A 23,983-nucleotide genomic window follows, 5' to 3' on the forward strand; every position below is an offset into this window, starting at 1 on the left:
CGGCCCTAATAATGATCAAGAAACACATCCCCAATGCACTAACTTGCAGCAACCTGCTTTGCGGCTGCATCGGTGTGGTTGAAGCATTTCATAATAATATCCTGCTTTCTTGTGTTCTGATAGGATTAGCGTTGGTGTTTGACTTCTTCGATGGCTTTGCCGCTAGAATGCTTGGTGTCTCTTCGCCCATTGGCAGGGACCTGGACTCCCTGGCAGACATGGTAACATTCGGACTACTTCCCTCCATTATTGTCTACCAGTTGCTCATGCGCAGCATCGCCGATCTGTCGGGTATCTGGATGGCCTACCCGGCTTTTTTAATTGCAATTTTTTCAGCGATCCGACTCGCCAAATTCAATAATGACCCCCGTCAAACCGATGGTTTCATTGGCTTGCCCACTCCAGCCAATGGAATACTTATCGCCTCCATACCCTTTATTTTGGAATCGGCAGGGCCGGAATTGACAGAATTTATACTTAATACAAAACATCTATTGATTTTCACCTGCCTGATGTCTTTTCTTCTGGTAGCGGAATTGCCACTGATTGCCCTAAAATTCAAGTCCTTTTCCTGGCAACCCAATAGGGCAAGATACCTCTTGATCATCGGCACGATCGTGTTACTTTTGGCCTTTAAAATTTTGGCAGTTCCCATTATTATCATGTATTACTTGCTGCTATCCCTCCTGTTTGGGGTGATTAAAAAAAATTAATCCATTGTTATCGAAAACTTTTTGTTGCATTTTTGCCATTTCTTTATGCTTTGTAAGCGATTTGAAAGTTCTCAGTCGTGAAACAATGGCTCAAGATTAGATAATTTATTAATTAATTTGTATTATTATACCATAGCTGAGATGAAATTTATTGCAGAAATAGACATTATGCCCATCAAAGAAATACTTGACCCTCAGGGGAAAGCGGTCATGTTAGGATTGCATAATCTTGAGATTGACCAGGTAAACGATGTGCGGATTGGAAGACATATTACGCTTACACTGGATACCGAAACTCAGGAACAGGCCGATCAGATCGTTCAAACCGCTTGTCAGAAACTTTTGGCAAACTTGATAATGGAAGAATTCACTTACAGCATTAAAGCTGTATAATTAAATATTGCACCAAGACACCAATGCCCAACATGATTTTTTCGCGTATCACCGGACTAGGTTATTATGTCCCGGACAAAATAGTAACCAATCAGGATCTCACCCAAATGATGGACACCACTGATGAGTGGATTCAGGAAAGGACCGGGATACGCGAAAGACGTTATTTTGAGTATGGAAAAGACACCAATGCCAGTATGGCCACGGCCGCATCGCGCCAAGCCTTGCAGCGTGCTGGCTTACAACCGGGAGATGTCGATGTCATCGTGTATGCCACGATTACTCCCGACTATTTTTTCCCCGGGTCCGCATTTCTGATGCAGCGCGAACTTGGATTAGAAACTATTCCTGTATTCGACATTCGTCAGCAATGCTCGGGCTTCGTTTACGCGCTTTCTCTGGCCGACCAATACATCAAATCAGGAATGTATAAAACGGCTTTGGTTGTGGGTTCCGAGATCCAATCTTCCTGGATTGACAAGAGTACCGCCGGACGCTCCACCGCTGTTATCTTTGGGGATGGGGCAGGAGCGGCAGTGGTTCAGGCCACCAGCGATCCTTCCCGCCGCATCATTTCTACACATCTCCACGCTGATGGCCGATTCGCTGAGGAGCTATATGTCCGCGACCCAGGAAGTAGCCGCCCCGATCGTCCGGTAACCCAGGAACTCCTGGACTCAGGTGGTTTTAATGTTCATATGAATGGCAATGCCGTATTCAAACATGCTATTCAGAGGTTTGGGGAGGTTATTTACGAGGCGTTGAAGGCCAATAACCTAACCGAAAAAGATCTCAGTCTCCTGGTTCCCCATCAGGCCAATATGCGTATTAGCGAATATGTTCGTCAGCAAATGGGTTTAGATCCAGAACAGGTTATCAATAATATTCAACGTTTCGGAAATACCACTGCAGCATCTATTCCTATTGCCCTTACTGAGGCCTGGGAAGATGGAAAGCTTAACGATGGAGACATTATTTGTCTGGCAGCCTTTGGAAGTGGCTTTACCTGGGGCTCCGCTCTTATTCAATGGTAAAACCCATGGAAGGACCACAATTATCCTGATTCAGGAAATCAATTGTATTATTTTTCTGTTATCCCTATTATATATCTTTCTTTGTTTAGCCGTTTAATATTGTCCAGTTGACAACATTACCAAGGTGCATGCAACTACTGGTACGATATTTTTAGAGATTAAAATCTGACGGAAAGCTTCGTTTTCTGTACCCGGATTAAAGATCACACGTTTAGGTTGTAATGAAATAATATAATCATAATATTCTGGCTGTTTTGATGGATTAATGTACAGCGTTACCGTATCGATATTTTCCCATGCGATAGTTTCCCGATGTACTTCTTCACCCAATACAGTTTGTGAATCTCTACCAATTAGAAAAATGGGATGCCCGGCCTGTTGAAGTCGCACCGCCGCAATATAGGCATATCGATTTGTTTTGGAAGTGGCTCCGATTATTAATGTAGGTTTCATAGGACCTTTTGGTGTAATTATTTTAATACCTAAAAAGAATATCAGGATAAAAGTTCATTCCTGAGATTCAAAGCCGAGAGTTACCAGCGTTAATGAAAAATAAGATATTAGTAAACAGGATTTTAAGATGAGCGAATCAAATTCAAATAAAAGCTTTTGGAATGAGAAATGGGAGAAAATAAATTTTGGTGAGATAGAAAATCCTCCCCATTATGAAATTTCCAATTACGGAAGACTCAAAAGCTTTCAGAATAATCCCAAGGATGGGAGTATAATTAAGGGATCGGTTATTCAAGGCTATAAATCATTGAATATCCGAGTAACGGGTGGGAAGACCATTAACCGTTATGTGCACAAATTGGTGGCAGAACACTTTGTGGAGAAAAAATCCCAAGATCACAGTTTTGTGATTCACAAGGATTTTGAAAAACAAAACAACTTCTACGAAAACCTGCTTTGGGTGACCAAGGCGGAAATGATCGAACATAACCGGGAGAATCCCGCCTTTATTAACCGGGTCATTCCGAAGCGAACCAAAAATTATAAGCTTACAGAAAGTAAGGTTAAAATCATTAAAAAGCTGCTTAAAAACGATAATAATCGTTTGAAAATGATTGCTAAACAATTCGGAATTACACATACCCAGCTAAACCGAATCCGCTCAGGAGAGAACTGGAAACACGTTACGATAGACGATTAATCCCGTTCCAAAGTCTTATTTTCCAGGGTAGAAACCGTATAACCGGATCCGTTCAATCCATCTTCATAATCGACAGAAACACCTAAGACATACATCAGGTGTTTCTTGTCGATATATACTTTTACCCCATCAATCCAGTATACTTGGTCCGAAGAAGTTTGAGTATCAAAACCCAACATAATTGACCCACTACAGGCACCTCCTTTTAGACCTATCCGTAGTCCATACGTTTCTGGAATCTTATTGGCTGACAATGTTGAGAAAATTTCTGATTTTGCCCTTAAAGAAATACTGATTGGTGCTTCCATCTCATTATTCATTAAATTATATTAATCAAAATTATATAAAAAATTGAGGATTCCGTTCTTAAACTACGGCGGTTATTGCTATCCACTCCCTCTCCCTCTTGGTTTTCACTATTTTACAAGGAGCATTTAGATAATTCGCAAATTATTTGAACCTTACCCCCTATTTTTGCATTTAAAACCAATAACTTGTTTTATATGGACCAATATTATGCACTTCTGTTCAACCTGCTAATTTATATACCTATAACCGCCTTAATCTTGTTTGGTTTGTATAAAATCATCGACAAGATCTCCATGTCCATGGCTCAGCGTCAAGTAGCAGTTGAAAAAGCTAAAACTGCAACCGCTATTTTACCCATGCGCATTCAGGCTTATGAACGCATGTGTCTATTCCTGGAACGCATCACACCCAATAACCTGTTACTGAGAGTAGCCCCCTCAACACTAGTAACGATGGAATTACAGCAGACTCTCCTCAGCGAAATCAGAGAAGAGTATAACCATAACAGCGCTCAGCAACTATATGTTTCCACTGAAACATGGAATGAAATTAATAAGGCCATGAACGAGGTGGTGACGATTATAAATCAGTCTGCGGCAGAACTTCAACCTGAAGAACCAGCGACTCATCTGGCGAAAAAAATATTGGCCAAAGTGATTGATCAACCCACACAGCCCACTCAAAAAGCGTTACAACTTTTAAAACTTGAATTTACCAGAATATAAATTATTATACGAACTGCCACATTTAAATCTAATATGGGTGATGTTCTATTCTTGAAGCAATGCTATATCCTAAAACAATTGAACAAAAACTAGGTTTCGACAAGTTAAGATCATGGTTACATGAGGCTTGTATAAGCCCTCTTGGCCAATATTATGTGCAGAAGATTAAGTTCTCCGACAACTTTGGTATGGTTGAGAAGCTAGTAAGCCAAACAGCCGAAATGAAGCAAGTGTTAGAGGTAGGTGAAAACTTTCCTTCTCAGAACTATATAGACGCTACTCCCTACCTAAAACAGGCTTCCATAATAGGGATGCAGTTGTCGCAGGAAGCTTTTTCCGATATAAAGGTCTCCCTCAATACCATCAATCTGTGCCTTAGTTTTTTCAGAAAGCAGGAACCCGGCGCATATCCTCTATTAAGCGAATATGCTCAGACCATTGAGATTAACCCGCTGGTGACCGATTCTATCAACCGAATTTTTGACGACCGGGGACAGGTAAAAGATAATGCTTCTACTGAACTCGGCCGCATTAGACGCAAGCTACTTTCGGAACAGGCAGGCATAAGAAAAAGGCTGGATAGCATCTTGCGAAACGCAAAACAACAAGGCTGGATAGGCGATGAAGTATCGCTGACCGTGAGAAATGGCCGTATGGTAATTCCCATTGTTGCCGAACATAAAAGGAAGTTAAAAGGCTTCGTTCATGATGAATCCGCAACAGGTCAGACTGTTTTTATTGAGCCTACCGAAATATTCGAAACCAATAATGAGATCAGGGAACTAGAGTATGAAGAGCGCCGGGAGGTTAACCGGATTTTACAAGAGTTGACGGAGCGGATTCGCCCCTATGTTCCTGAATTACAAAAGGCTTACCATTTTTTAGGGCTGTTGGATTTCCTGAGAGCCAAAGCCAGGCTCGCTCAGGAGCTTTCGGCTATCAATCCTACCTTTATACAAAAGCAGCAGATCGAATGGCACGAAGCGAGACATCCTATTCTGCATATGTCTTTCAAGGAGGCTGGTAAAAAGGTAGTTCCTCTTCATATCGAATTAAATGAGGAAAATAGAATCCTTATCGTTTCCGGGCCAAATGCCGGAGGCAAGTCCGTCGCATTAAAAACAGTGGGGCTCATTCAATATATGTATCAGTGTGGTCTTTTAGTACCCTTACGCGAGGACAGCACCATCGGATTTTTCCAAAATATTTTTATTGATATTGGAGATGAACAATCCCTAGAGAATGACCTTAGTACATACAGTTCTCACCTCACCAATATGCGGCACTTCCTGGCTATGGCCAATAAACGTACCCTATTTTTGATCGATGAATTTGGAACAGGTACAGAACCTGGCCTAGGTGGCGCCATTGCAGAGACCATCCTCGAAGAACTTACCCAGTCTGGTGCGTATGGTATGATCAATACCCATTACACCAATCTGAAAGTTCTCGCCGATAATACCAAGGGTCTTATCAATGGGGCCATGCGGTTCGATGGCGCCCATTTAGAACCAATCTATGAGCTGGAAATAGGCAGACCCGGAAGCTCATTTGCCTTTGAGATCGCCTCGAAAATTGGTCTGCCCAAAGCGGTAATCCAAAAAGCCAAGGAAAAACTTGGGACGCAACAGGTAAGCTTCGAGAAACTACTAAAAGAATTGGATATTGAAAGAAAGGTATTTGCTGAAAAGAATACTTCTCTGGGAATTAAAGAACGTAAACTTACCCAGGAGCTAGCCGAATATAAAAAACTAAAGGCGTCCCTGGAGCTCAATGAGAAGAAATTAATCAATGAGGCGAAAGCCAAAGCAAAATTACTAATCAGTGATGCCAATCAGCTGATCGAAACCACCATTCGGGAAATCAAGGAAAAGAAGGCTGAAAAGGAATCTACAAAGGCAGTTCGGGGTAAGCTAGAAAAATTTGGGCAGGTAGCACTTAAACCGGAAGTGGTTGTGGAGGAAAAGCCTGCAGAAGAACTCTACGAAATTGAAACGGGATCGATAGGTCCCGGAGACTACGTTCGGATAGCCGGGCAAAATGCAATCGGGCAGGTATTGGCACTGCGTGGCAAAGACGTGGAAATTAGTATAGGTGATTTGAAATCGACTATCAAACTTTCCCGGTTGGAAAAAGTCTCCAGAAAGGCCTATAAAACTGCTACCGGCGATCGGGAGGTAAAGGCCTTATCTAAGGGTATTGATCTAAACGAAAGGATGATGAACTTCAGTTTTAATCTGGACCTTCGTGGCAAACGAGGTGAAGAAGCCCTCGGCACAGTCGACCAGTTTATGGACAATGCCATCATGCTTGGATATGACGAAGTAAGACTGGTTCACGGAAAGGGAGATGGCATTCTTCGTACGCTTATACGTAATCATTTGAGGGGATACAAACAAGTTCATGAGATGTACGACGAGCATGCCGATCGTGGAGGCTCTGGTGTTACCATCGTCAAAATGAAATAAAAAGGTTCTCGGGGGGAGTTGTACTCCCCTCTTTTACATAAAGACCTTTTCAATCTTGCTATATGGGATAGCCCCCTTGAAGAAAGGCTCACCAAATGACTGAAAGCCAAAACGCTGATAGAACGGCAGGGCGTCGGCACGTGCATCACACCAGATTCGTTTCATCTTATTTTCTTGGGCAAGATCGATCACCCGCTGCAATAACCGGGTGCCTAGCCCCTTACCCCTCCAGGTAGCAAGGGTGGCAAATTTCCGAAATCGCAACGAATCGCCCTCAATAAAAGCACTGATTACAGATACCAATTCCCCATCCACATAAAGTCCATAATGAATACCCAAGTCGTCTTCAGGAATCTTGACAAACGAAATCGGTTGATCGGGCCATAATTCACTGTGTCTGATCGGCAAAAGGAGATCTGCAGATACCCGTCTTATTTCAATATTTAGATTGGATGTCCTCTTTTCGATGCACATATTTACAAGTTTGCTAATAATACCATTAGTCGAGACAATTCCTCAGAAACTATTTTCTCTGTATCCGGTTGATATTTGTGGGCGATCATGGCAAAAGTAAGTAGGTCTCCAGATCGGGTGGTAACATATCCCGCATATGCACGTGTGCCTTCAATTGAGCCACTTTTGGCCCTTATATTACCTTCAGCATTCGATTTCTTTCCCAATCGTCTAACTGTACCCGACTGGCCCATTACCGCCATTCCCTGGTAGAACTCTTTAAAAACCTTCTCCTGATTCATTACGGAAAGAAAATCTGTCATATTCTGCACGGTTAATGAACCAGATGGGGACAGCCCGCTACCATCTTTAATCATAAATCCACGCATATCCGCTCCCCTGGATTGCCAATACTGCCGAAGTTGTAAAATGGAAGTATCGAAATCAGATTTACCCGATAGTCTTTTTCCAAAGAGTCTCAAAAAACTATCTGCATAAAGATTAATGCTCCATAAATTCGTTTCCTTACATAGCAAATGTAACGGGGCTGATTTATAGATATCGATTACTTTTAACGCAGATTGTTCTGACGACAAAGCACCCTCAATGCCAATTCCACTGGCTTTCAACCGAGCTCGAAGGGCTTCGGCAACATATAGGGGGGGATTAGGCAATGCGCCTTTGACAGAAAAAGAATTGTATCCAGCCGGAACAGTACCGGTAAACTGTACCCTTGGCCCCAGTGGGCTACTGTAGAATATCGATTGATCTCCAGACCCCCGCTCCCCTGTGCTAAGCTTATTCTCAAACTCAATCCCTGCCAGTGCCGGCGAAGTACCGGAAAATCCTACCGGATCTCCTGTTTTTTTTCCTGGAATAAAATTAGCCTTAAACTGATTTTCATTGAAATTAAGCCCCCATATCCCGGCGCCATAGGAATTCCCTATATCCCCCCAGATCCAGGATTCAGCATGGGGAAGACCCTCATAATAGCTAGCATCAACAATAATTTCACCTTTGATATATCCCACCCCCTCTTTCTGAATTTTTGCCAACCAGCGATTGAGCATTTCCTGATCGTCGGGATACCCTGGAAAACGGGAGCTGCCCAGGGATGGATCACCTCCTCCCCGAACAATTACATTGCCATATAAGGTATCGGCCCTCACCTGCCCCTGCAATTGAAGCAAGGTTTCGAAACGGTAGTCTGCACCCAATGCACTCAATACGGACCCAGTGGTCACCAGCTTCAGGATAGATGCAGACGGTAAGCTACGTTCGTGATTTAATTGAAAAATATTTTTTTTTGACTTGACGCCTTTCACTTGAATGGCCAGCGTTCCATGCCTTAGGAGCTCGCTGTTCTGTAATTCTAATACAGCGTCGGAAAAGTTCATTAAGGCTGTAGAATCTATGGTTTGCGCCTGGAGGTTGCCGCAACATAACCATAAGGTCAACACGATTTTTAGTCTTATACAGTTAGGCATATTTGAATCAAATAAAGTTATAAATGTAAGCGGAGGCGCCGAAACTAAAAAGTATTTGAATCGACTACATGGGTTTTTTGATACTTTTGTAACAAATGTCAATCAGAACTGCCCATGGGCACCGTGGTTTGCAGGCGATACCTGCTTGTTTTAGGAATAAAAAAATAGGACCAGATTGGCATGAGGAATAGAAATTGATAGACATAAAATTTTGGTTGGCTTGCTCAGTTTTGGGAAGTACATAACCTATAGATTTTCACACAGTAATATATATGAAATTGACATTTTGGGGAGCTGCTCAACAGGTAACGGGAAGCATGTTTCTCCTAGAATCCGATGAATACCGGATATTAATTGACTGCGGTGCGGACTTTGACTTAGATGAAAAAGAAAGAAAAGCACGTTTTGACGAGCAAAAAAGTGTATTTCCTTTCGATGCCAGCCTCATTAACACGGTGTTATTGACCCATGCTCATATCGACCATTCAGGGAATATACCTAACCTCTTCAAGGAAGGTTTCGAAGGCCGCGTAGTATGCACCGAACCCACCATGGCATTGACAGCCCTTTTACTCAAAGATGCAGCCAATTTACATCAGAAAAGGCTGAACGCTAAAAATGGAAGCAGAAAAAAGGGCAAGGGAAAAAGAGAGATTCCGAGGGACTACTTTGTAGAAAAGAATGTGGCCGATGCTTTGGAGAACTTTGTAACGGTATCTTTTGGCCAACGCTACCGGATTGCCGATCACGTTGCCATCACCTATTATCCAGCAGGTCATTTGCTTGGAGCGGCACATATCGTCGTGGAAATTACCGAAGATGGCGTACGCAAACGAGTGGCCTTCTCGGGTGATATCGGTCGTAGCGACTATCCCTTACTACTAGATCCTCAAGAAATTCCGGAAGTCGACTATCTGGTTTGCGAGAGTACCTACGGAAATAGGATACACGAAAATACGGAGACTCCGGAAGAGGCGCTTACAAAGGTTATCAAAAGGACCTGTATTGATGTACCGGGCCGTTTGATCATTCCATCTTTCTCAGTAGGACGTACCCAAGCGCTTCTTTATATTTTGAACAAAATATATCTGGATAATAAATTTCCTAGTATAAAGGTATTTTCTGATAGTCCTCTAGCTTATAGTAGTACCAAAGTCTATCAACGATTTGTGCGAATGCTAAACAAAAAGGCCCGCAGGTTCCAGGATGACAATGACATGTTATTCGATTTCGATAATCTTATTTATCTGGAAAATGCCGAAGCCAGCAGGGCTATTTCCAATTATAACGAACCCTGTATCATCATTTCTTCTTCGGGAATGGTACAAGGAGGACGGGTGGAACATCATGTTGAAGCCAATATCGGTAACCCATATGCGACCATCTTAATGATTGGCTATGCATCGGAAGGAACCCTGGGCTGGCGGTTGATAAACGGTCAGGATTCTATCACCATGCGCGGGAAACAACTGCCTGTTATGGCTAATGTCGAAAAAATTGATGTCTTTAGCGGGCATGGAGATCAAAATGATTTAATTAAATTTGTCAAAATGCAGGACCCTGCAAAGCTAAAAAAAGTATTTTTGGTGCATGGTGAAAAGCATAGTATGTCTGAATTACAATTAATAATCAACAAATTAGGTTATCAGAACGTAGAAACTCCCCGCCGCGGTCAGCAATACGTACTATAACCCGAACCCACCAAACGAAGCAAAAAAAGCGATGAGAACATACCTGGATTTTGAAAAACCAATGGCCGAGTTGGAAAAAAAACTGGAAGAAATGAAGGTTTTGGCAAAAAACAATAATGTTGACGTTTCAGATGCCATTCTGCTACTGGAAAATAACATTACCAAACTTAGAAAAGAAATCTTCGAGAATCTGACCAGCTGGCAGCGCGTTCAACTTTCCCGTCATCCAGATCGCCCCTATACCCTTGACTATATCGAGCATATTTGCGACGAATTTATCGAACTTCATGGCGACCGTCAAGTTCGTGACGATCCGGCTGTAATAGGGGGCTGGGCAAATGTTAACGGGCAATCCTTTATGTTAATAGGCCAGCAAAAGGGTCGAAATACCAAACAGCGCCAGTATCGTAACTTTGGAATGCCCAATCCTGAAGGTTACCGCAAGGCCTTGCGTTTGATGAAAATGGCCGAAAAGTTTAATAAACCGATTGTGACCTTGATCGACACCCCCGGTGCTTTTCCGGGTATGGAGGCAGAAGAGCGTGGACAAGGAGAAGCGATCGCCCGCAACCTTAAGGAAATGTTTATGCTTAAGGTCCCTGTCATCTGTATCATAATTGGCGAGGGAGCATCGGGAGGTGCCCTAGGCTTAGCAATTGGCGACAAGGTACTGATGCTTGAAAACACCTGGTACTCGGTAATTTCTCCAGAGAACTGCTCGGCAATTTTATGGCGGAGCTGGGATTATAAGGAACAAGCTGCGGAGGCCATGAAGATTACGGCAAAAGACATGAAACAAAATAAGCTAATCGATGGTATTGTCCGGGAACCCCTTGGCGGCGCTCACCTCGATCATACCTGGATGGCCAACGAGCTCAAGGAAGTAATCCTGGAGAATATTGCAAATCTGAATAAAATTGAACCACAAAAAAGAATCGACGATAGAATTGAAAAATTCTGCTCTATGGGCGTTGTAATAGAACCTTAGTTTATTCTCCTTTCCACTTAATCCGCTTTTCATGAAAAATGAGGCTATTAAAAATTTGCTCTTCGATCTGGGTGATGTTATTATTAATATTGACGTTCCCATTGCCTTCAACGCATTTGCAGAGCTAAGTGGAAGAGATATAAATGATATATATAGACTCGTTAAGCATCATGACCTGTTTCCCCGATTCGAGACAGGTCAGCTTACCGAACCAGAATTCCGGCATATGGTTCGGACTATTCTGGAAAAATCCGACTGGGAGGACCATCATATAGATACCGCCTGGAATAGCCTTCTGCTCGATCTTCCTATAGAACGTATCGAACTCCTGAAAAAGTTAGCACCCCGCTATCGTTTATTTTTGCTGAGCAATACCAGCTCTATACATATTTCTCAGATCAATAAAATTTTAAGGGAAACCGCTGGAGTCAGCACATTGGAAGATTTATTTGAGAAGGTATTCCTTTCTTATGAAATGGGTCTGATGAAGCCCGATCCGCAAATCTATTATAGTGTCCTGAATCAGGCACAAATAAAAGCAGAAGAAACGCTTTTTCTGGACGATAATGCGAAAAATATCGCTGCCGCTTCCGAAATAGGCATTCATACCATACATGTTCAAAAACCCGTAACGATCCTAGAATACCTTCAAGACTATGCCGTCTAACTCCCGAACCTATTTAATACAGGGTCTCTTATTCTTTCTTACCATTATTACTACCACCATGGCTGGAGCCGAATGGATGTATGGTAATATCTTCTCTTTCGTCTATGAAGGTTTCGCCTTCTTGTCGGGTAATAATGGAGAAGAAATAAGTCAGGCGACATCCAAGGCCATGGGATGGAAAGAATTCTGGGCCGGTTTCCATTTTTCTATCCCATTTCTTCTTATTCTTACCGTTCATGAATTTGGTCATTACTTTGTAGCCAAAGCTCATAAAGTAAAAGTCACCTTGCCTTACTATATCCCTTTATGGTTCGGAATAACCCAAAGCATAGGAACGATGGGAGCATTTATCCGAATTACCTCAGTGGTTCGCTCCCGATTAAAATTCTTTGACATCGGAATTGCTGGCCCTCTGGCAGGATTTATTGTGGCACTGGCGGTACTTTGGTATGGTTTCACCCATCTGCCACCTGTGGAGTATATTTTTACTATTCATCCCGAATACACTCGTTTTGGAATGAATTACCATCAATTTGCCTATGAAAATGCTGCTGGGAACCTGGCGCTGGGGGATAATATTTTGTTTTGGTTTTTTAAAACTTACGTGGCTGACCCTAATCTGCTACCGCACGATTTTGAAATAATCCATTACCCCTATTTATTCGCGGGCTATCTCGCTCTGTTTTTCACTTCGCTGAACCTGATCCCCATAGGTCAGCTGGATGGCGGACATATTCTTTATGGAATGATTGGGAAAAAGAAATTTGATATTGTAGCCCCCTCCCTGTATGTGATTTTTGCCTTTTACGGCGGACTGGGCTTCTTCCGGGTAGATTCTTTTGCTGTGGGTAACGATCAGATATTTTATGAGCAGCTATTTTATCTTTTCCTTTACTGCTACTTCCTTTATATATGCTTCAAAGGCATGTGTGATCAGCCTTCAACAGCGGTCATGTTGAGCCTGCTAGTGGTCGTGGCTCAATTAGGCACCACTTACCTCTTCCCTCAGGTAGAGGGCTATTCTGGCTTCTTACCATTTATCTTTCTATTGGGTCGATTCCTGGGCGTTAAACATCCCGAAACTCCTGAGAATGAACCTCTGAATAAGACCCGTATGGTTTTAGGAATAATCGCCCTGATCGTGTTCGTCATATCATTTAGTCCTAAACCATTCATTGTCCTCTAAATTTGTCAAATTCTGTAACCGCTTCCCTCATTGCTAAAACGTTTGCCTGGATGGGATGGAGAATCCAAGGCCCCCGGCCCCTTCATCTGAAAAAGGCAATCTGGGTAGTTGCGCCACACACCTCTAACTTCGACTTTTTCGTTGGGCTTGGTATTCGCGCGACATTAAGGATGGAAATCGGTTTTTTAGCAAAAAAAGAATTATTTAAATGGTACTCAGGCTGGTACTTCCGATGGATGGGAGGCTATCCGGTAGAAAGAAAAAAAACGACCAATCTGGTAGATGCTGTTGTCGAACTAATAAATTCACATCACCGAATCCACATATCTCTTGCTCCGGAAGGTACTCGAGATAATGTAAGAAAGCTCAAAACGGGCTTCTATTATATGGCTCTTGGGGCAGGCATCCCGCTGATACTCGTTTCCTTTAGCCATAGCAGGAAAAGGGTGGTATTAAGCCCTCCTTTTTATCCCTCCGGAGATGTAAATTATGATATGAAGCGGATTCATGCTTTTTTTAAGCTTCATGGGGACGTACAGAAGGACTGGGTTTTAACATCCTTCTTTTAATTTTGCTGTAGATCTTATTGCCTAGGTCTTCAGTTTCTTCTTTTTTGCAGCAGGGAATAATACATTATTCAGTATTAAACGGTACCCTGCCGAATTAGGGTGCAGGTTCAGATCCGTAGGCTCCTCTCCTACCCGGTGTTGGTAATCTTCAGGGTCATGTCCCCCATAAAAGGTAAAAAATCCTTTGCCGTACGTACTGTGAATATACCTGGCCTCATCGGCAGTTTTATTTTCTGCCAACACCACTACCTCAGGCTTAACAAATCTGTTTTTAAAGGCGGTTGTTTGCCCAAGAAATCCTTTAATAATCGTCTGATGATTTTGGGTTAACATACTAGGCACAGGATCCCATTTGGCGGAGAACTGAAATAGACTAAAAAAATCATTATTTTCAGATAGGCCCCTTTCATCGGGTTGATTGTCGATGTCCGAAAACTCAATTTCATAAGGATAGGGAATGGTTTTGAAATCACGGAATGCAAAGGTTTTTGAAAAATCCAGCATGCTATTCGCAGCAGGATCGGCAGGAGTTCCATCATACATACTCTCCACAATATCTAGTCCATCGGCTGCTAAGGCGACATCAAAGGTGTCGGTGGCATTGCACATAGCAAACATATATCCCCCCCCAGCAACGAAATCCGCAATTTTCTTGGCTACAGCCAACTTCATCTGAGGAACATGGTCAAAATGATACTTAGATGCGGTCTGCTCTGCAGCATTCTTCTGTTCCCGGTACCAGGGATAATCCTTGTATTGAAAAAATTTGCCATACTGACCGGTAAAATCCTCGTGATGCAGATGCAGCCAGTCATATTCTGGCAGCTTAGTTTCTAGCACTTCCTGATCGTACACCACGTCATAGGGAATTTCCGCGTAGGTAAGCACCAAAGTTACAGCATCGTCCCAGGGCAGTTTGGACTTCGGTGAGTACACCGCAATTCTAGGGGCCTTCTGTAGCTTAACTGCATCCATATTAACATCTGGTGCCCCTATTGCATTTAAAATCTCCGCCCCTTCTCCCTCCGATATCACTTCAAAACTTACCCCTCTGATAGTCATTTCCGTAGCAAAGCGTTGATTATATGGCATCATAAAACTTCCTCCCCTATAGTTCAACAGCCAGTCAATTTCTTGCTCATAAGTCTTCAAGATCCAAAAGGAAATTCCATAGGCTTTAAGGTGATTCTTCTGTGACTCATCCATAGGAATCATGATCCGATTCGCCATAGTATGGGTGGATATACCAAAAAATATGATAAGCGGAATAAAGAAGCGTTTCATCGGTTTGAATCTTTCAGGTATCATGTGCAGCTTTACAAAAGTAAAATAATGGATCGGACAAGGACTTGTCAAATGATATATTTTGGCGAAAAAAAAGACAACATACGTCGCTATCTCCTTCGGGCTTGCCCATTTTAGAACGTAATATGGTTATTATTGGTGCATCAGGCAAATGGTTTTGGCAACGAAATTGAAATTATGCCAAACTGCCTGTAAATGACAAGCATTAATTAATCTAAATGAAGGAAGCCAATACGACAGTTTGCCTTTCTTTTGATAACGACAATTCAAACAAAATGCGTCTAAGAGAAAACGTAGAAGAAGGACTGAGGTCCATACAATCCAATTTATTGCGTACCATTCTGACCGCATTGATCATAGCCATAGGCATAACATCACTCGTGGGAATTTTGACGGCAATAGATGGAATCAAAAGTTCAGTGGACAGTAGTTTCGCCGATCTGGGAGCCAACACCTTCACCGTTCAGAACTATATAACCAATCGGGGACGCTCTGGGGGGCGACGGGAAAAATCCTTTCCCCCAATTTCCTATAGGGAATCCGTTCAGTTTGCCAATATTTTTCGGGAGAATTTCAAGGCAACTGTCGCCCTGTCTTCAAATATCGGAGGGGCTGTACAAGCCAATTATGGATCCGTCAAAACCAATCCAAACAGTAACGTCATCGGAGGAGATGATCTTTATCTGACCATCAACGGGTACAAAATTGACTTTGGAAGAAATATCAATCGTAACGATATGGAAAATGCCCTTAATGTAACCGTTTTGGGTCAGGAAATAGCACGTAAACTTTTTGGAAAGCTTAACCCAATTAATAAATCCATCACCTTTATGGGCGCCAAATATACCGTCATTGGTGTTTTGGAAAAAAAAGGGTCACTGGGTGAAAATGGTAATAGTGACCGGATCATTCTTATTCCGCTAAATAACGCCCGGGGGCTGGCCGCGAACAGGGCCCTAACCTATAATATTACCGCCTCGGCGCCAGATATAGCCGATGGAGCGTATATAGTGGAAGAAGCAAGGGGGTTAATGCGCCGAATCCGGAATGATGAATTGGGTGCTCCCGACTCATTTAGTATCGAAAGAGCTGATGCTATTGCTAAAGACTTCGAAAACATAACGGGCTACCTTCGTATGGGAGGCTTTGGCATAGGAATAATTACGCTTTTAGGAGCTTCTATTGCCCTGATGAATATTATGCTAGTATCGGTTACGGAGAGGACTCGTGAAATAGGAATTCGCAAATCTCTGGGCGCCACCCCCAAGGTGATTCGACTTCAATTTTTAATTGAAGCCATAGTAGTCTGTATCATTGGGGGTATTGGAGGCCTATTATTAGGTATATTGGTCGGCAATGTTATTTCTAATAGTATCAGCAGCGAAAGTAGTTTTGTCATTCCCTGGTTATGGATGGCCATGGGTATCGCCATTTGCGTGGCGGTAGGAGTCCTCTCGGGAATTTATCCCGCCATTAAGGCATCTCGTTTAGATCCCATAGAGGCACTACGATACGAGTAACTAGGAAAGTTAGCTGCCTGTATTTCAAAAAATGTTATCATATTTAGTTGACAGATATTTTTTCTTGATGATTTCATTTCATTATCAACAGGTTAGAAATATTCGCCTGAATACTCTTTAAATTAATTTTAACAAAAGCTTGACAATAATGAATTTCTAATTACTTTTGCACTCCCAACAACGGGACACAATGCCCAGATGGCGGAATTGGTAGACGCGTTGGTCTCAAACACCAATGAGGTAACTCGTGCCGGTTCGACTCCGGCTCTGGGTACAAAAACCCCTGACAATCGTATGATTATCAGGGGTTTTGGCTTTTTGGGGTGGCTAATTCTCTTCATACCGGAGAACCCCAAAAGAATGTTACTACATAGAAACAAATGAATATCATCCCAAGGAGCCATAAACCTTGGAAAGTTAGCTCCTTAACCATGCCAGTTCCAGTTCAGAAAAATGACCATTATAAACTTCAGGCTTTAATGAAAGATCCCGAAGGCCTTGCGTCTGACTACTAATTCCATGTTGGGATTCAACTCCAATATGATGCCACGCATAGAGCCTTTTAGGTTTGTTTTTAACGACCCGGAATGGGTTATTGAACTTTAATGAAGCATTTCAGCTCGTACAATCCCAATAAGAGTCGCATCAGTTGACTACTAAATAAAATTTCTATAAATATATAATCAGTTCCTACGGAGCTGGCTCCTCGTAGTCCTATACTGCTGCTCAATAAGCTCAGTCTATTTCTAAAATATGGAATAGATAGCATTCTTTATTGAAAAAAATGATGAATTCTATACAAAATCATCCTAAATCTATATACAGCTTTTTCTATTTTCTTTATAGAACACACGAGTGACTTATATGTCTTAGTTTCATAAAATAAAAAAAACGGATTCATGAAATATATAAGATGAATATTTTTATGAAATTCTAATAAAACTACTCAATAATTTCTATTACAAACTTTCTCGTGTAGAAGTAAGAGAGACGTAGATACTCTTCAAAAAGTCGTCATATTCCTTTAGACAGTAGCAAAAAAAACCTAGCTATTCTGCATTTGGATAAAACCAACATACTCTTCCCTACAAGTTACTTTGCTTTACCCCCAAAACAGTTACCTCCCTCATTTTCAGCATATTTAATATATTATATTATCTAAAATAAAGAAATTTCTGGTATTTTATCATATCGAAGCCTAGCAAAATTTATATGACAAGATATTTAATTATAAAAAAGAAACTTTAAGTATCTAAGTAATCATAAATTTTTTAAAGTAAACGAAAACGAAGTTATTCTACTTTTTTTATAATTATACTGTTTGCAACTTATTGATATTTCTTGATATATTGCCGTCATTACTGATCAATTATATACTAAGATATTATCAATTTTTCTTATTAATACATCATATGAGATATTATTGATTAGTTAGTTTATTTATTATTTTTATACTAATCATTTCTCGCTATTTAATAATAATACATTTACATAATAATACGATTATCAATTGAAATATACACCTATAAACAAAATAAGATCATGAAGTATAAATACTATAAACTAACATCCTTCGCATTGATATTAGGGATTGCCCTGAGTGGAACTCGTATCATGGCACAGCAGTGTGGTTTTGGACCGGCATATACTTGCGGAGGTACGCAGAGATATGAAAACTATGGGTTGAATTCGGATAATATCGCTGCTGAAATTGAGTACGACAATTATATTTCGGCCTTTCATTCCACAAGTGTACGTACGCCAACAGGAACTTTTAAGGTCTGGGGGGAAAGTATGTCGGCAACAGGTGGGGATTTAGCTTCACCGACGGAAATAAACTCCACCAATTATCCAGGCCTGACTGGGCAAATTTTAAAACTGGCGATGGGGGGAAAAAACTGGTACAATGAGGTTCAATCGGTACTTCTCACCACCGACGGTCTTTTCGCTTGGGGTGACCAAGGGAGAATGCTTCCTAGCGCTCTCACTACTAGTAAAAGTTTCCAAAGAATCTCTGTCCAAGGCAAGGCAGATGGTTTACCGCCTGGTGTCAGTCCTTTGCAGGTCCGTATGTTATTTGGTACCGGCTTAAACCTCATCTTAACTACCTGTGATGGAAATGTCTGGGTCTTGACTAATGGATATGCAGATATAACAGGAACCGGGATTAGTAACTTCTCGAGTTCCACTGGGTCTAACCCACGGGACAAATGGTATAGAGTCACGACAGCGGAACCCGGCAACCCACCGCTAAGCAAAATAATTGTGGCTAGAGGCACAGGGACCAACACGGTTATGGCTTTGGATTCTGATGGAAATTTATGGACATGGGGCTACCATACCTTCTTAGGGAATGGTACTTCAAAAGGGAACGATAAAACCAGAGCAGTAAAAATGCAGTTACCATCGTCCGGTACCATTAAGATGATCGGAATGACGGCCTACTATAATTCATCAACTGGATATATGCCGACTTACTATGTATTATATACGGATGGACGGCTATTTTCATTGGGTTCTAACGCTCGTAGACAGCTGGGAAATTGGCCTTCTACTACACCAGGCTCGAGTACTGTCTCTACTACCTGGATCCAACCTCGATATAATTCAAGCACCGGGCCAGTTATGGACGATATTCATTGGATTTCACCCAATGAACACGTAACAACCTGGTTTGATCCAGCCGACAATGATTATTATTACTCCTATGCGGCCATTAATGTTCTATCAAAAGCAGGCCTGTTATATAATTGGGGAGATAACGATGGTGGTATGTTGGGACGGGTACCAAAGGAAGGATATTTAGATCCTGGACAACCTCAACCATCGGCCAATGGAATCTATACACCTACTACAGATAAGGTGGTCGCTGTCGAGACAGGGGGACATACGACCATGATGCTGAAACAATGTATGAATACCTATGGCTATACTGGTCACCGTGTAGGCGGTAGTATGGGTGACGGCGGATCTCTACCGGAAGGGTGGGAAAACATTTTCACCTTTAACACCGCAGGGTTTGAAGTATGCGGTGCCAACACAGATATAAGCCTGACTCCAAGCAGTGAATTTATTTGCCAAGGAACCCCATTTTCTGTATGGGCCAGTCCTGTAGGGGGAACTTGGGCCGTAACCTCTGGAAATGCTACTTATAGTACGGTGAATAATAATTTTTCCATTACCGGACCTGGAGATATCACCATTGAATACACGGCACCCAACGGCTGTCAGATCAAGAGCAAGTCAATTACTTTACCTCAGAGGGATTTTGGAAACCTGGACCCATTGGTCTACAAAATTGGTAGCGCCAGTATCAAGGCAACCAATAGTGCCTGGTTGGGTCAGAATGCTGGCTTTCCTACCTCCGATTGTGCAACAAATATAGCGGACACTAAAGACGGATTGGCAATATTCTCTGGTGTAATTCCTGTAGCGGGAGACGGAAGCTCCGGCTCACCATTTGAACTCAACGGGGGTATGACCTATAATTTTCAGGTCACTGTAAATGGTAATACTACTATTAAGCCAGTTTACTGGGCGGTGTGGTACGATCTTGATGGCAATGGTAGCTTTATCGATGCTGGTGATATCTTTCAGTCGGGCGTACTCAACCATGGCAGCCCCCAAAGCACCACTTTCCCGGTGACCCTTCCTGCATCTGTATCTCCCGACGGGGCTATTAGAGTGGTTGGAACGGCTACAAACCTGCCATTTACCAAGGCAATGAATGGGGAATTCTTCGTGGAAAACGGGGAGGTAGAAGATTATTATGTTAAAATGACGCCATTACCTGTTAAGCTTATTGCCTTCGAAGCTAAAGCAGAAAATCAAATAACCAACCTTTCCTGGTCGACCTCAGAAGAAGTAAACAGTGAACGCTTCCAAATTGAACACAGCATGGATGGTAAAAAATGGAACCCTATAGGATCGGTTGACTCTAAGGGGTCAGGCAATAATGTGGAACGATATGCTTACCAACATTCCAATCCTGTACAGGGCACAAATTTGTACCGTATGAAAATGATAGATTTGGATCAAACCTTCACTTATAGCAGGATTGTTAGTGTAAAAATTGATGAAATCTTGCAGAAAGGATTTCTATATCCTAACCCCTCTACAAATATGGTTTGGATAGGAGAAATAGACCTCACAAAGGTGACTAAAGTTCAAATACTCAATACGAATGGTAAGGTTGTTTTAGAGACTAGTTCGGTCGATGCGAATGGAATCCCGGTAAATTCCCTTACCAATGGAGTGTATGTCCTAAATGCATCCATTGAAAATGGAGGAATTAAGACTTTTAAAATTGTAATCAACCGATAGCAACAAAAATTAGAATTATTATTTCGAATATTATAATTCTATAATACTGCCGTCTTAAACAATATTTCTGGTATTAAAATTAACCGTTGCAAGCAGAGCTTTGCAGCGGTTAATTTTTATGCTAGTATCCAAATCATTTATATCTTACCTAATCCTAATAAAACACATTCGAACAGAATGTATTTTATTAGCCTGCACATGCACAAAGATTGGTTCTTTTTCTCCGCAGAATATCCAGGAGAAAACAGCTTCCGCTATACACATAGATACCACTAGGCTCTGAACGATTCTTATCCCCTATTTGAGATTTTCCAATACCCTGCCACACCCTATCTTTATGTTATCGTAATATACCTATGTACTCCAATATAATTTTTATAGATCAGCGTATTCAACATCCCTCATTATGCTACAAATACTTTCTAAAATTTGCCTTTTTATTCTTCTAAACCTGGCATTATCGGCTAGCAAACCCCGGAAGGAAAATAGCCACCAGCCCAATATCATTCTTATTTTGGCCGACGATCTGGGCATAGGACTACTGGGTCACGAGGGTCAAAAGATTATTAAAACGCCCAATATCGATCGGCTGGCAGAGGAAGGAATGCGCTTCACCAATGCCTATGCCAATATGCTCTGCGCCCCCTCCCGGGCTTCCTTGATTACCGGTCTACATGATTCTCATCGTAATCGATTTGAAATTACAACAGCCGGAATCTATCAGAAAATCTCAGAAGATAAGACAACTGCTCAGGAAATAGAAAGGGCCATCAACAAGAGCCTAAGCCCCATTCCGGATTCGCAGGTTTTTCTCGGGCAGGTAGCCAAGGAGCAAGGTTATAAAACAGCACAGTTTGGAAAACTAGAATGGGGCTTTGCCACATCTGACTATCAAATGCAACGTCATGGCTGGGATTATTATTTAGGCTATCTTGACCACCAGCGAGCACACGGATTTTATCCCCCATTTCTCTTTCAAAACGGTAGGCCTGTCTTTTATCCCGGTAACAGCAGAACAGATGCAGGAAAGACCATTGAACCGGAAACCGAGGCAGCATTTAAAGACCGTTGGGACATGACAGGCAAAAACACCTATTCAGAACATATTTTTATGGAAGGAATACTTGAATTTATTGAAAAACATAAACAAGAGCCCTTTTTCATGTTCTATCCTACTCAGCTGCCTCACGGCCCGGTATCTATCCCTGCGGTGCATCCAGATTTTATTAATGACAACAGACTGACACAGATTGAGAAAGAATATGCCTCTATGGTCAAGCTGCTAGACGATCAGGTAGGAAAAATATTAGATAAGTTAGACGAACTACAACTAACTGAAAATACCATTATCATCTTTACCTCTGATAATGGCCATGAGATCTACTATGCCCAGGAGGGGCGCACTCATAAGCCGTATACTCATATGGAAAGCGGCAAGCGGTTCGACGATCTTAAGCTCAAGTATTACAGCGACTCGTCTGGAGATGTTTTCGACGGAAACGGGGGGCGTGCCGGTATGAAAAGAAGTAATCTGGAAGGAGGTATCCATGTACCATTATTGGTTCGATGGCCAGCCAAGATAAAACCCAAAAGCACTACTTCTCGTTTGACCGCCAATTATGATATTCTACCGACCATCGCCGAAATTACAGGGTTCCGGAAAAACTTCGTTAGTGATGGACTATCTTTTTACAGTACACTCAGCAATAAAAGTGCCGGAAAAGAACATCAGGAGATTATTTATGCTTCCTTCACAGGCCCTACACTTATAACAGATGATGGGTGGAAACTTAGGACTTATCTTCAGAAACAAGTATTCGAACTATATTATTTGCCTGATGACTTTCGCGAAGAAAAAGATCTGGCAGAAAAAAATCCCAAGAAACTCGCTGCGTTAAAAAAAGCATTGCTAAAGGCCTGTGACGGAGATTATAATAACGGATTATTTTCTAATGACAATAATATTCGACCCAAGTTATGATATGAAGGGCCCCCAAGTCATGGAACAAAAGTATAAATCCAATTCAGCGTCCCGATCGAAACTAAACTGATTGGTTTAACGGGAATCAGCGAAGTAGATAACATAAGTCTTAAATGCATGATTGCGGCGATGGAATAATTAAATCGCCGCAATCTATCCAGGGGGACGTCATCCAACAGTAATTCAACCTTTATGGTTCGGAGGAATTGCTTATACAGTAATGGATAACATTACCATTCAATTTCTCCAGTTATAGGGTTGCTTTCTTCACTAAAAAACTTCCCGGTTGGGCCGTCCCGATCTATCAGAGCATATTTTACGATGCGTCCGGCGGCTATTTCCACCTTGCCACCATTATGATAGGTAAAATCGGTGCTGGTATATCCTGGGCAAACCGCATTCACTTTAAAAGTCGTGTTCCGTAACTCATACGCGAGATGAATCGTATACATATTTAATGCTGATTTGGAAGATCCATAGACTGCATATTTGGCATAATCATAGGCTTGCCACTGCGGATTGCTTTGCAAGGCAAGTGAACCTACACTAGTACTTACATTGACAATGCGAGGCTCATTCGAATTTCTTAGCAAATCAATAAAAGCTTGCGTGACTCTTACGACTCCAAAGACATTGGTATCAAATGTGGACATAAATTGTTCAATACTTGCCTCAAGAGCGGTAAATGGACTCCCCCCATTTATTCCTGCATTATTAACTAATACATCCAAGTAACCTACTTTATTGCCAATTTCTACCCTAGACTCCTTTACTGAGTACCCATCTGTAACATCCAGACGTACTGCCTCAACCTGAACCAGACCCTCAGCTTTTAATTTATTTACGGCTTCCATGCCCTTTTCCAGATCACGGCAGCCGAGGAATACATAAAAACCTTTTTCCAGCAATTGCCTTGCTGTTTCGAATCCAATACCTTTATTACCACCCGTTATTAATGCTGTTTTCATTTTTTCTATTTGATATTTGACTGAGGCAAAGTTCCCATACAGGAGCATTT

The 23,983-nt window shown here is 41.9% G+C and carries 20 protein-coding genes and 1 tRNA gene; 15 read left to right on the forward strand and 6 right to left on the reverse strand.

The features are described from left to right. The first annotated feature begins 11 nt into the window (after positions 1 to 11). From pssA to X939_RS0103125, 3 genes are all read left to right on the forward strand, one after another. Positions 12 to 713 (forward strand): CDP-diacylglycerol--serine O-phosphatidyltransferase, encoded by a 702-nt coding sequence (gene pssA / locus X939_RS0103115; protein WP_025761814.1) that lies wholly within the window; start codon positions 12 to 14, stop codon positions 711 to 713. 141 nt (positions 714 to 854) lie between these two features. After that, entirely contained in the window at positions 855 to 1,106 is a 252-nt protein-coding gene (purS, locus tag X939_RS0103120; protein ID WP_025761815.1) for a phosphoribosylformylglycinamidine synthase subunit PurS, read from the forward strand. A gap of 32 nt (positions 1,107 to 1,138) precedes the next feature. Continuing rightward, on the forward strand, positions 1,139 to 2,140 hold the full coding sequence (locus X939_RS0103125) for a 3-oxoacyl-ACP synthase III family protein (protein ID WP_025761816.1): 1,002 nt from the start codon (positions 1,139 to 1,141) through the stop codon (positions 2,138 to 2,140). A gap of 93 nt (positions 2,141 to 2,233) precedes the next feature. Here the strand turns inward: X939_RS0103125 and X939_RS0103130 are convergent, their stop codons facing one another. Further along, positions 2,234 to 2,593, reverse strand: a complete 360-nt coding sequence (locus X939_RS0103130) for a CoA-binding protein (protein ID WP_025761817.1) — start codon at positions 2,591 to 2,593, stop codon at positions 2,234 to 2,236. Positions 2,594 to 2,720: 127 nt separating this feature from the next. On the opposite strand from X939_RS0103130, the gene X939_RS0103135 reads away from it, so the two are divergent. Further along, positions 2,721 to 3,293 (forward strand): NUMOD4 domain-containing protein, encoded by a 573-nt coding sequence (locus tag X939_RS0103135; protein ID WP_025761818.1) that lies wholly within the window; start codon positions 2,721 to 2,723, stop codon positions 3,291 to 3,293. Here X939_RS0103135 and X939_RS0103140 read toward each other — a convergent pair. Next, positions 3,290 to 3,601 (reverse strand): HesB/IscA family protein, encoded by a 312-nt coding sequence (locus X939_RS0103140; RefSeq protein WP_025761819.1) that lies wholly within the window; start codon positions 3,599 to 3,601, stop codon positions 3,290 to 3,292. The genes X939_RS0103135 and X939_RS0103140 overlap by 4 nt on opposite strands. A 195-nt stretch (positions 3,602 to 3,796) precedes the next feature. Between X939_RS0103140 and X939_RS0103145 the strand changes: the two genes are divergently transcribed. Next, entirely contained in the window at positions 3,797 to 4,327 is a 531-nt protein-coding gene (locus X939_RS0103145) for a DUF7935 family protein (RefSeq protein WP_025761820.1), read from the forward strand. A 59-nt stretch (positions 4,328 to 4,386) separates the two neighbouring features. After that, positions 4,387 to 6,795 carry an endonuclease MutS2 gene (locus X939_RS0103150; protein WP_025761821.1) on the forward strand — a complete coding sequence of 803 codons (2,409 nt, stop codon included), beginning with the start codon at positions 4,387 to 4,389 and terminating at the stop codon, positions 6,793 to 6,795. A 33-nt stretch (positions 6,796 to 6,828) separates the two neighbouring features. On the opposite strand, the gene X939_RS0103155 is transcribed toward X939_RS0103150, so the two are convergent. Together X939_RS0103155 and dacB are read right to left on the reverse strand one after the other, a co-directional pair. Beyond that, complete coding sequence (locus X939_RS0103155; RefSeq protein WP_044198257.1) at positions 6,829 to 7,269, reverse strand: GNAT family N-acetyltransferase; 441 nt, start codon at positions 7,267 to 7,269, stop codon at positions 6,829 to 6,831. Between the two features lie 2 nt (positions 7,270 to 7,271). Further along, positions 7,272 to 8,735: a D-alanyl-D-alanine carboxypeptidase/D-alanyl-D-alanine endopeptidase gene (gene dacB / locus X939_RS0103160; RefSeq protein ID WP_044198259.1), complete on the reverse strand. Its 1,464-nt coding sequence runs from the start codon at positions 8,733 to 8,735 to the stop codon at positions 7,272 to 7,274. Positions 8,736 to 9,007: 272 nt separating this feature from the next. Here dacB and X939_RS0103170 point away from each other — a divergent pair, with 272 nt between their 5' ends. Genes X939_RS0103170 through X939_RS0103190 form a run of 5 tightly spaced genes read left to right on the forward strand, consistent with a single transcriptional unit; the run spans position 9,008 to position 13,836 of the window. Next, on the forward strand, positions 9,008 to 10,426 hold the full coding sequence (locus X939_RS0103170) for an MBL fold metallo-hydrolase RNA specificity domain-containing protein (RefSeq protein ID WP_025761825.1): 1,419 nt from the start codon (positions 9,008 to 9,010) through the stop codon (positions 10,424 to 10,426). 31 nt (positions 10,427 to 10,457) lie between these two features. Next, positions 10,458 to 11,414 (forward strand): acetyl-CoA carboxylase carboxyltransferase subunit alpha, encoded by a 957-nt coding sequence (locus tag X939_RS0103175; protein ID WP_025761826.1) that lies wholly within the window; start codon positions 10,458 to 10,460, stop codon positions 11,412 to 11,414. 31 nt (positions 11,415 to 11,445) lie between these two features. Next, the gene (locus X939_RS0103180; RefSeq protein ID WP_025761827.1) at positions 11,446 to 12,081 is read left to right on the forward strand and encodes an HAD family hydrolase; all 636 of its coding nucleotides are present in this window, start codon (positions 11,446 to 11,448) and stop codon (positions 12,079 to 12,081) included. Next, the gene (locus X939_RS0103185; protein WP_025761828.1) at positions 12,071 to 13,267 is read left to right on the forward strand and encodes a site-2 protease family protein; all 1,197 of its coding nucleotides are present in this window, start codon (positions 12,071 to 12,073) and stop codon (positions 13,265 to 13,267) included. The genes X939_RS0103180 and X939_RS0103185 overlap by 11 nt, the downstream gene beginning before the upstream one ends. 2 nt (positions 13,268 to 13,269) lie before the next feature. Further along, entirely contained in the window at positions 13,270 to 13,836 is a 567-nt protein-coding gene (locus tag X939_RS0103190; RefSeq protein ID WP_025761829.1) for a 1-acyl-sn-glycerol-3-phosphate acyltransferase, read from the forward strand. 21 nt (positions 13,837 to 13,857) lie between these two features. Here X939_RS0103190 and X939_RS0103195 read toward each other — a convergent pair whose 3' ends face one another. Then, on the reverse strand, positions 13,858 to 15,120 hold the full coding sequence (locus X939_RS0103195; RefSeq protein ID WP_025761830.1) for a hypothetical protein: 1,263 nt from the start codon (positions 15,118 to 15,120) through the stop codon (positions 13,858 to 13,860). 296 nt (positions 15,121 to 15,416) lie between these two features. On the opposite strand from X939_RS0103195, the gene X939_RS0103200 reads away from it, so the two are divergent. From X939_RS0103200 to X939_RS0103215, 4 genes are all read left to right on the forward strand, one after another. After that, on the forward strand, positions 15,417 to 16,661 hold the full coding sequence (locus tag X939_RS0103200) for an ABC transporter permease (RefSeq protein WP_025761831.1): 1,245 nt from the start codon (positions 15,417 to 15,419) through the stop codon (positions 16,659 to 16,661). Positions 16,662 to 16,853: 192 nt separating this feature from the next. Further along, a tRNA-Leu gene (locus tag X939_RS0103205) sits at positions 16,854 to 16,935 on the forward strand. A gap of 1,268 nt (positions 16,936 to 18,203) precedes the next feature. After that, positions 18,204 to 20,984 (forward strand): T9SS type A sorting domain-containing protein, encoded by a 2,781-nt coding sequence (locus X939_RS22875; RefSeq protein ID WP_025761832.1) that lies wholly within the window; start codon positions 18,204 to 18,206, stop codon positions 20,982 to 20,984. 406 nt (positions 20,985 to 21,390) lie between these two features. After that, positions 21,391 to 22,965, forward strand: a complete 1,575-nt coding sequence (locus X939_RS0103215) for an arylsulfatase (RefSeq protein ID WP_025761833.1) — start codon at positions 21,391 to 21,393, stop codon at positions 22,963 to 22,965. A gap of 230 nt (positions 22,966 to 23,195) precedes the next feature. Here the strand turns inward: X939_RS0103215 and X939_RS0103220 are convergent, their stop codons facing one another. Further along, on the reverse strand, positions 23,196 to 23,933 hold the full coding sequence (locus X939_RS0103220; protein WP_025761834.1) for an SDR family oxidoreductase: 738 nt from the start codon (positions 23,931 to 23,933) through the stop codon (positions 23,196 to 23,198). Positions 23,934 to 23,983 lie beyond the last annotated feature (50 nt).

The sequence above is a fragment of the Dyadobacter tibetensis Y620-1 genome (assembly GCF_000566685.1).
Lineage (GTDB): Bacteria > Bacteroidota > Bacteroidia > Cytophagales > Spirosomataceae > Dyadobacter > Dyadobacter tibetensis.

Bases quoted from the DNA above. Each gene is read 5' to 3' on its own strand.
- pssA (WP_025761814.1), top strand. From the start codon at position 12: ATGATCAAGAAACACATCCCCAATGCACTAACTTGCAGCAACCTGCTT.
- purS (WP_025761815.1), top strand. From the start codon at position 855: ATGAAATTTATTGCAGAAATAGACATTATGCCCATCAAAGAAATACTT.
- X939_RS0103125 (WP_025761816.1), top strand. From the start codon at position 1,139: ATGATTTTTTCGCGTATCACCGGACTAGGTTATTATGTCCCGGACAAA.
- X939_RS0103130 (WP_025761817.1), bottom strand. From the start codon at position 2,593: ATGAAACCTACATTAATAATCGGAGCCACTTCCAAAACAAATCGATAT.
- X939_RS0103135 (WP_025761818.1), top strand. From the start codon at position 2,721: ATGAGCGAATCAAATTCAAATAAAAGCTTTTGGAATGAGAAATGGGAG.
- X939_RS0103140 (WP_025761819.1), bottom strand. From the start codon at position 3,601: ATGGAAGCACCAATCAGTATTTCTTTAAGGGCAAAATCAGAAATTTTC.
- X939_RS0103145 (WP_025761820.1), top strand. From the start codon at position 3,797: ATGGACCAATATTATGCACTTCTGTTCAACCTGCTAATTTATATACCT.
- X939_RS0103150 (WP_025761821.1), top strand. From the start codon at position 4,387: ATGCTATATCCTAAAACAATTGAACAAAAACTAGGTTTCGACAAGTTA.
- X939_RS0103155 (WP_044198257.1), bottom strand. From the start codon at position 7,269: ATGTGCATCGAAAAGAGGACATCCAATCTAAATATTGAAATAAGACGG.
- dacB (WP_044198259.1), bottom strand. From the start codon at position 8,735: ATGCCTAACTGTATAAGACTAAAAATCGTGTTGACCTTATGGTTATGT.
- X939_RS0103170 (WP_025761825.1), top strand. From the start codon at position 9,008: ATGAAATTGACATTTTGGGGAGCTGCTCAACAGGTAACGGGAAGCATG.
- X939_RS0103175 (WP_025761826.1), top strand. From the start codon at position 10,458: ATGAGAACATACCTGGATTTTGAAAAACCAATGGCCGAGTTGGAAAAA.
- X939_RS0103180 (WP_025761827.1), top strand. From the start codon at position 11,446: ATGAAAAATGAGGCTATTAAAAATTTGCTCTTCGATCTGGGTGATGTT.
- X939_RS0103185 (WP_025761828.1), top strand. From the start codon at position 12,071: ATGCCGTCTAACTCCCGAACCTATTTAATACAGGGTCTCTTATTCTTT.
- X939_RS0103195 (WP_025761830.1), bottom strand. From the start codon at position 15,120: ATGAAACGCTTCTTTATTCCGCTTATCATATTTTTTGGTATATCCACC.
- X939_RS0103200 (WP_025761831.1), top strand. From the start codon at position 15,417: ATGCGTCTAAGAGAAAACGTAGAAGAAGGACTGAGGTCCATACAATCC.
- X939_RS22875 (WP_025761832.1), top strand. From the start codon at position 18,204: ATGAAGTATAAATACTATAAACTAACATCCTTCGCATTGATATTAGGG.
- X939_RS0103215 (WP_025761833.1), top strand. From the start codon at position 21,391: ATGCTACAAATACTTTCTAAAATTTGCCTTTTTATTCTTCTAAACCTG.
- X939_RS0103220 (WP_025761834.1), bottom strand. From the start codon at position 23,933: ATGAAAACAGCATTAATAACGGGTGGTAATAAAGGTATTGGATTCGAA.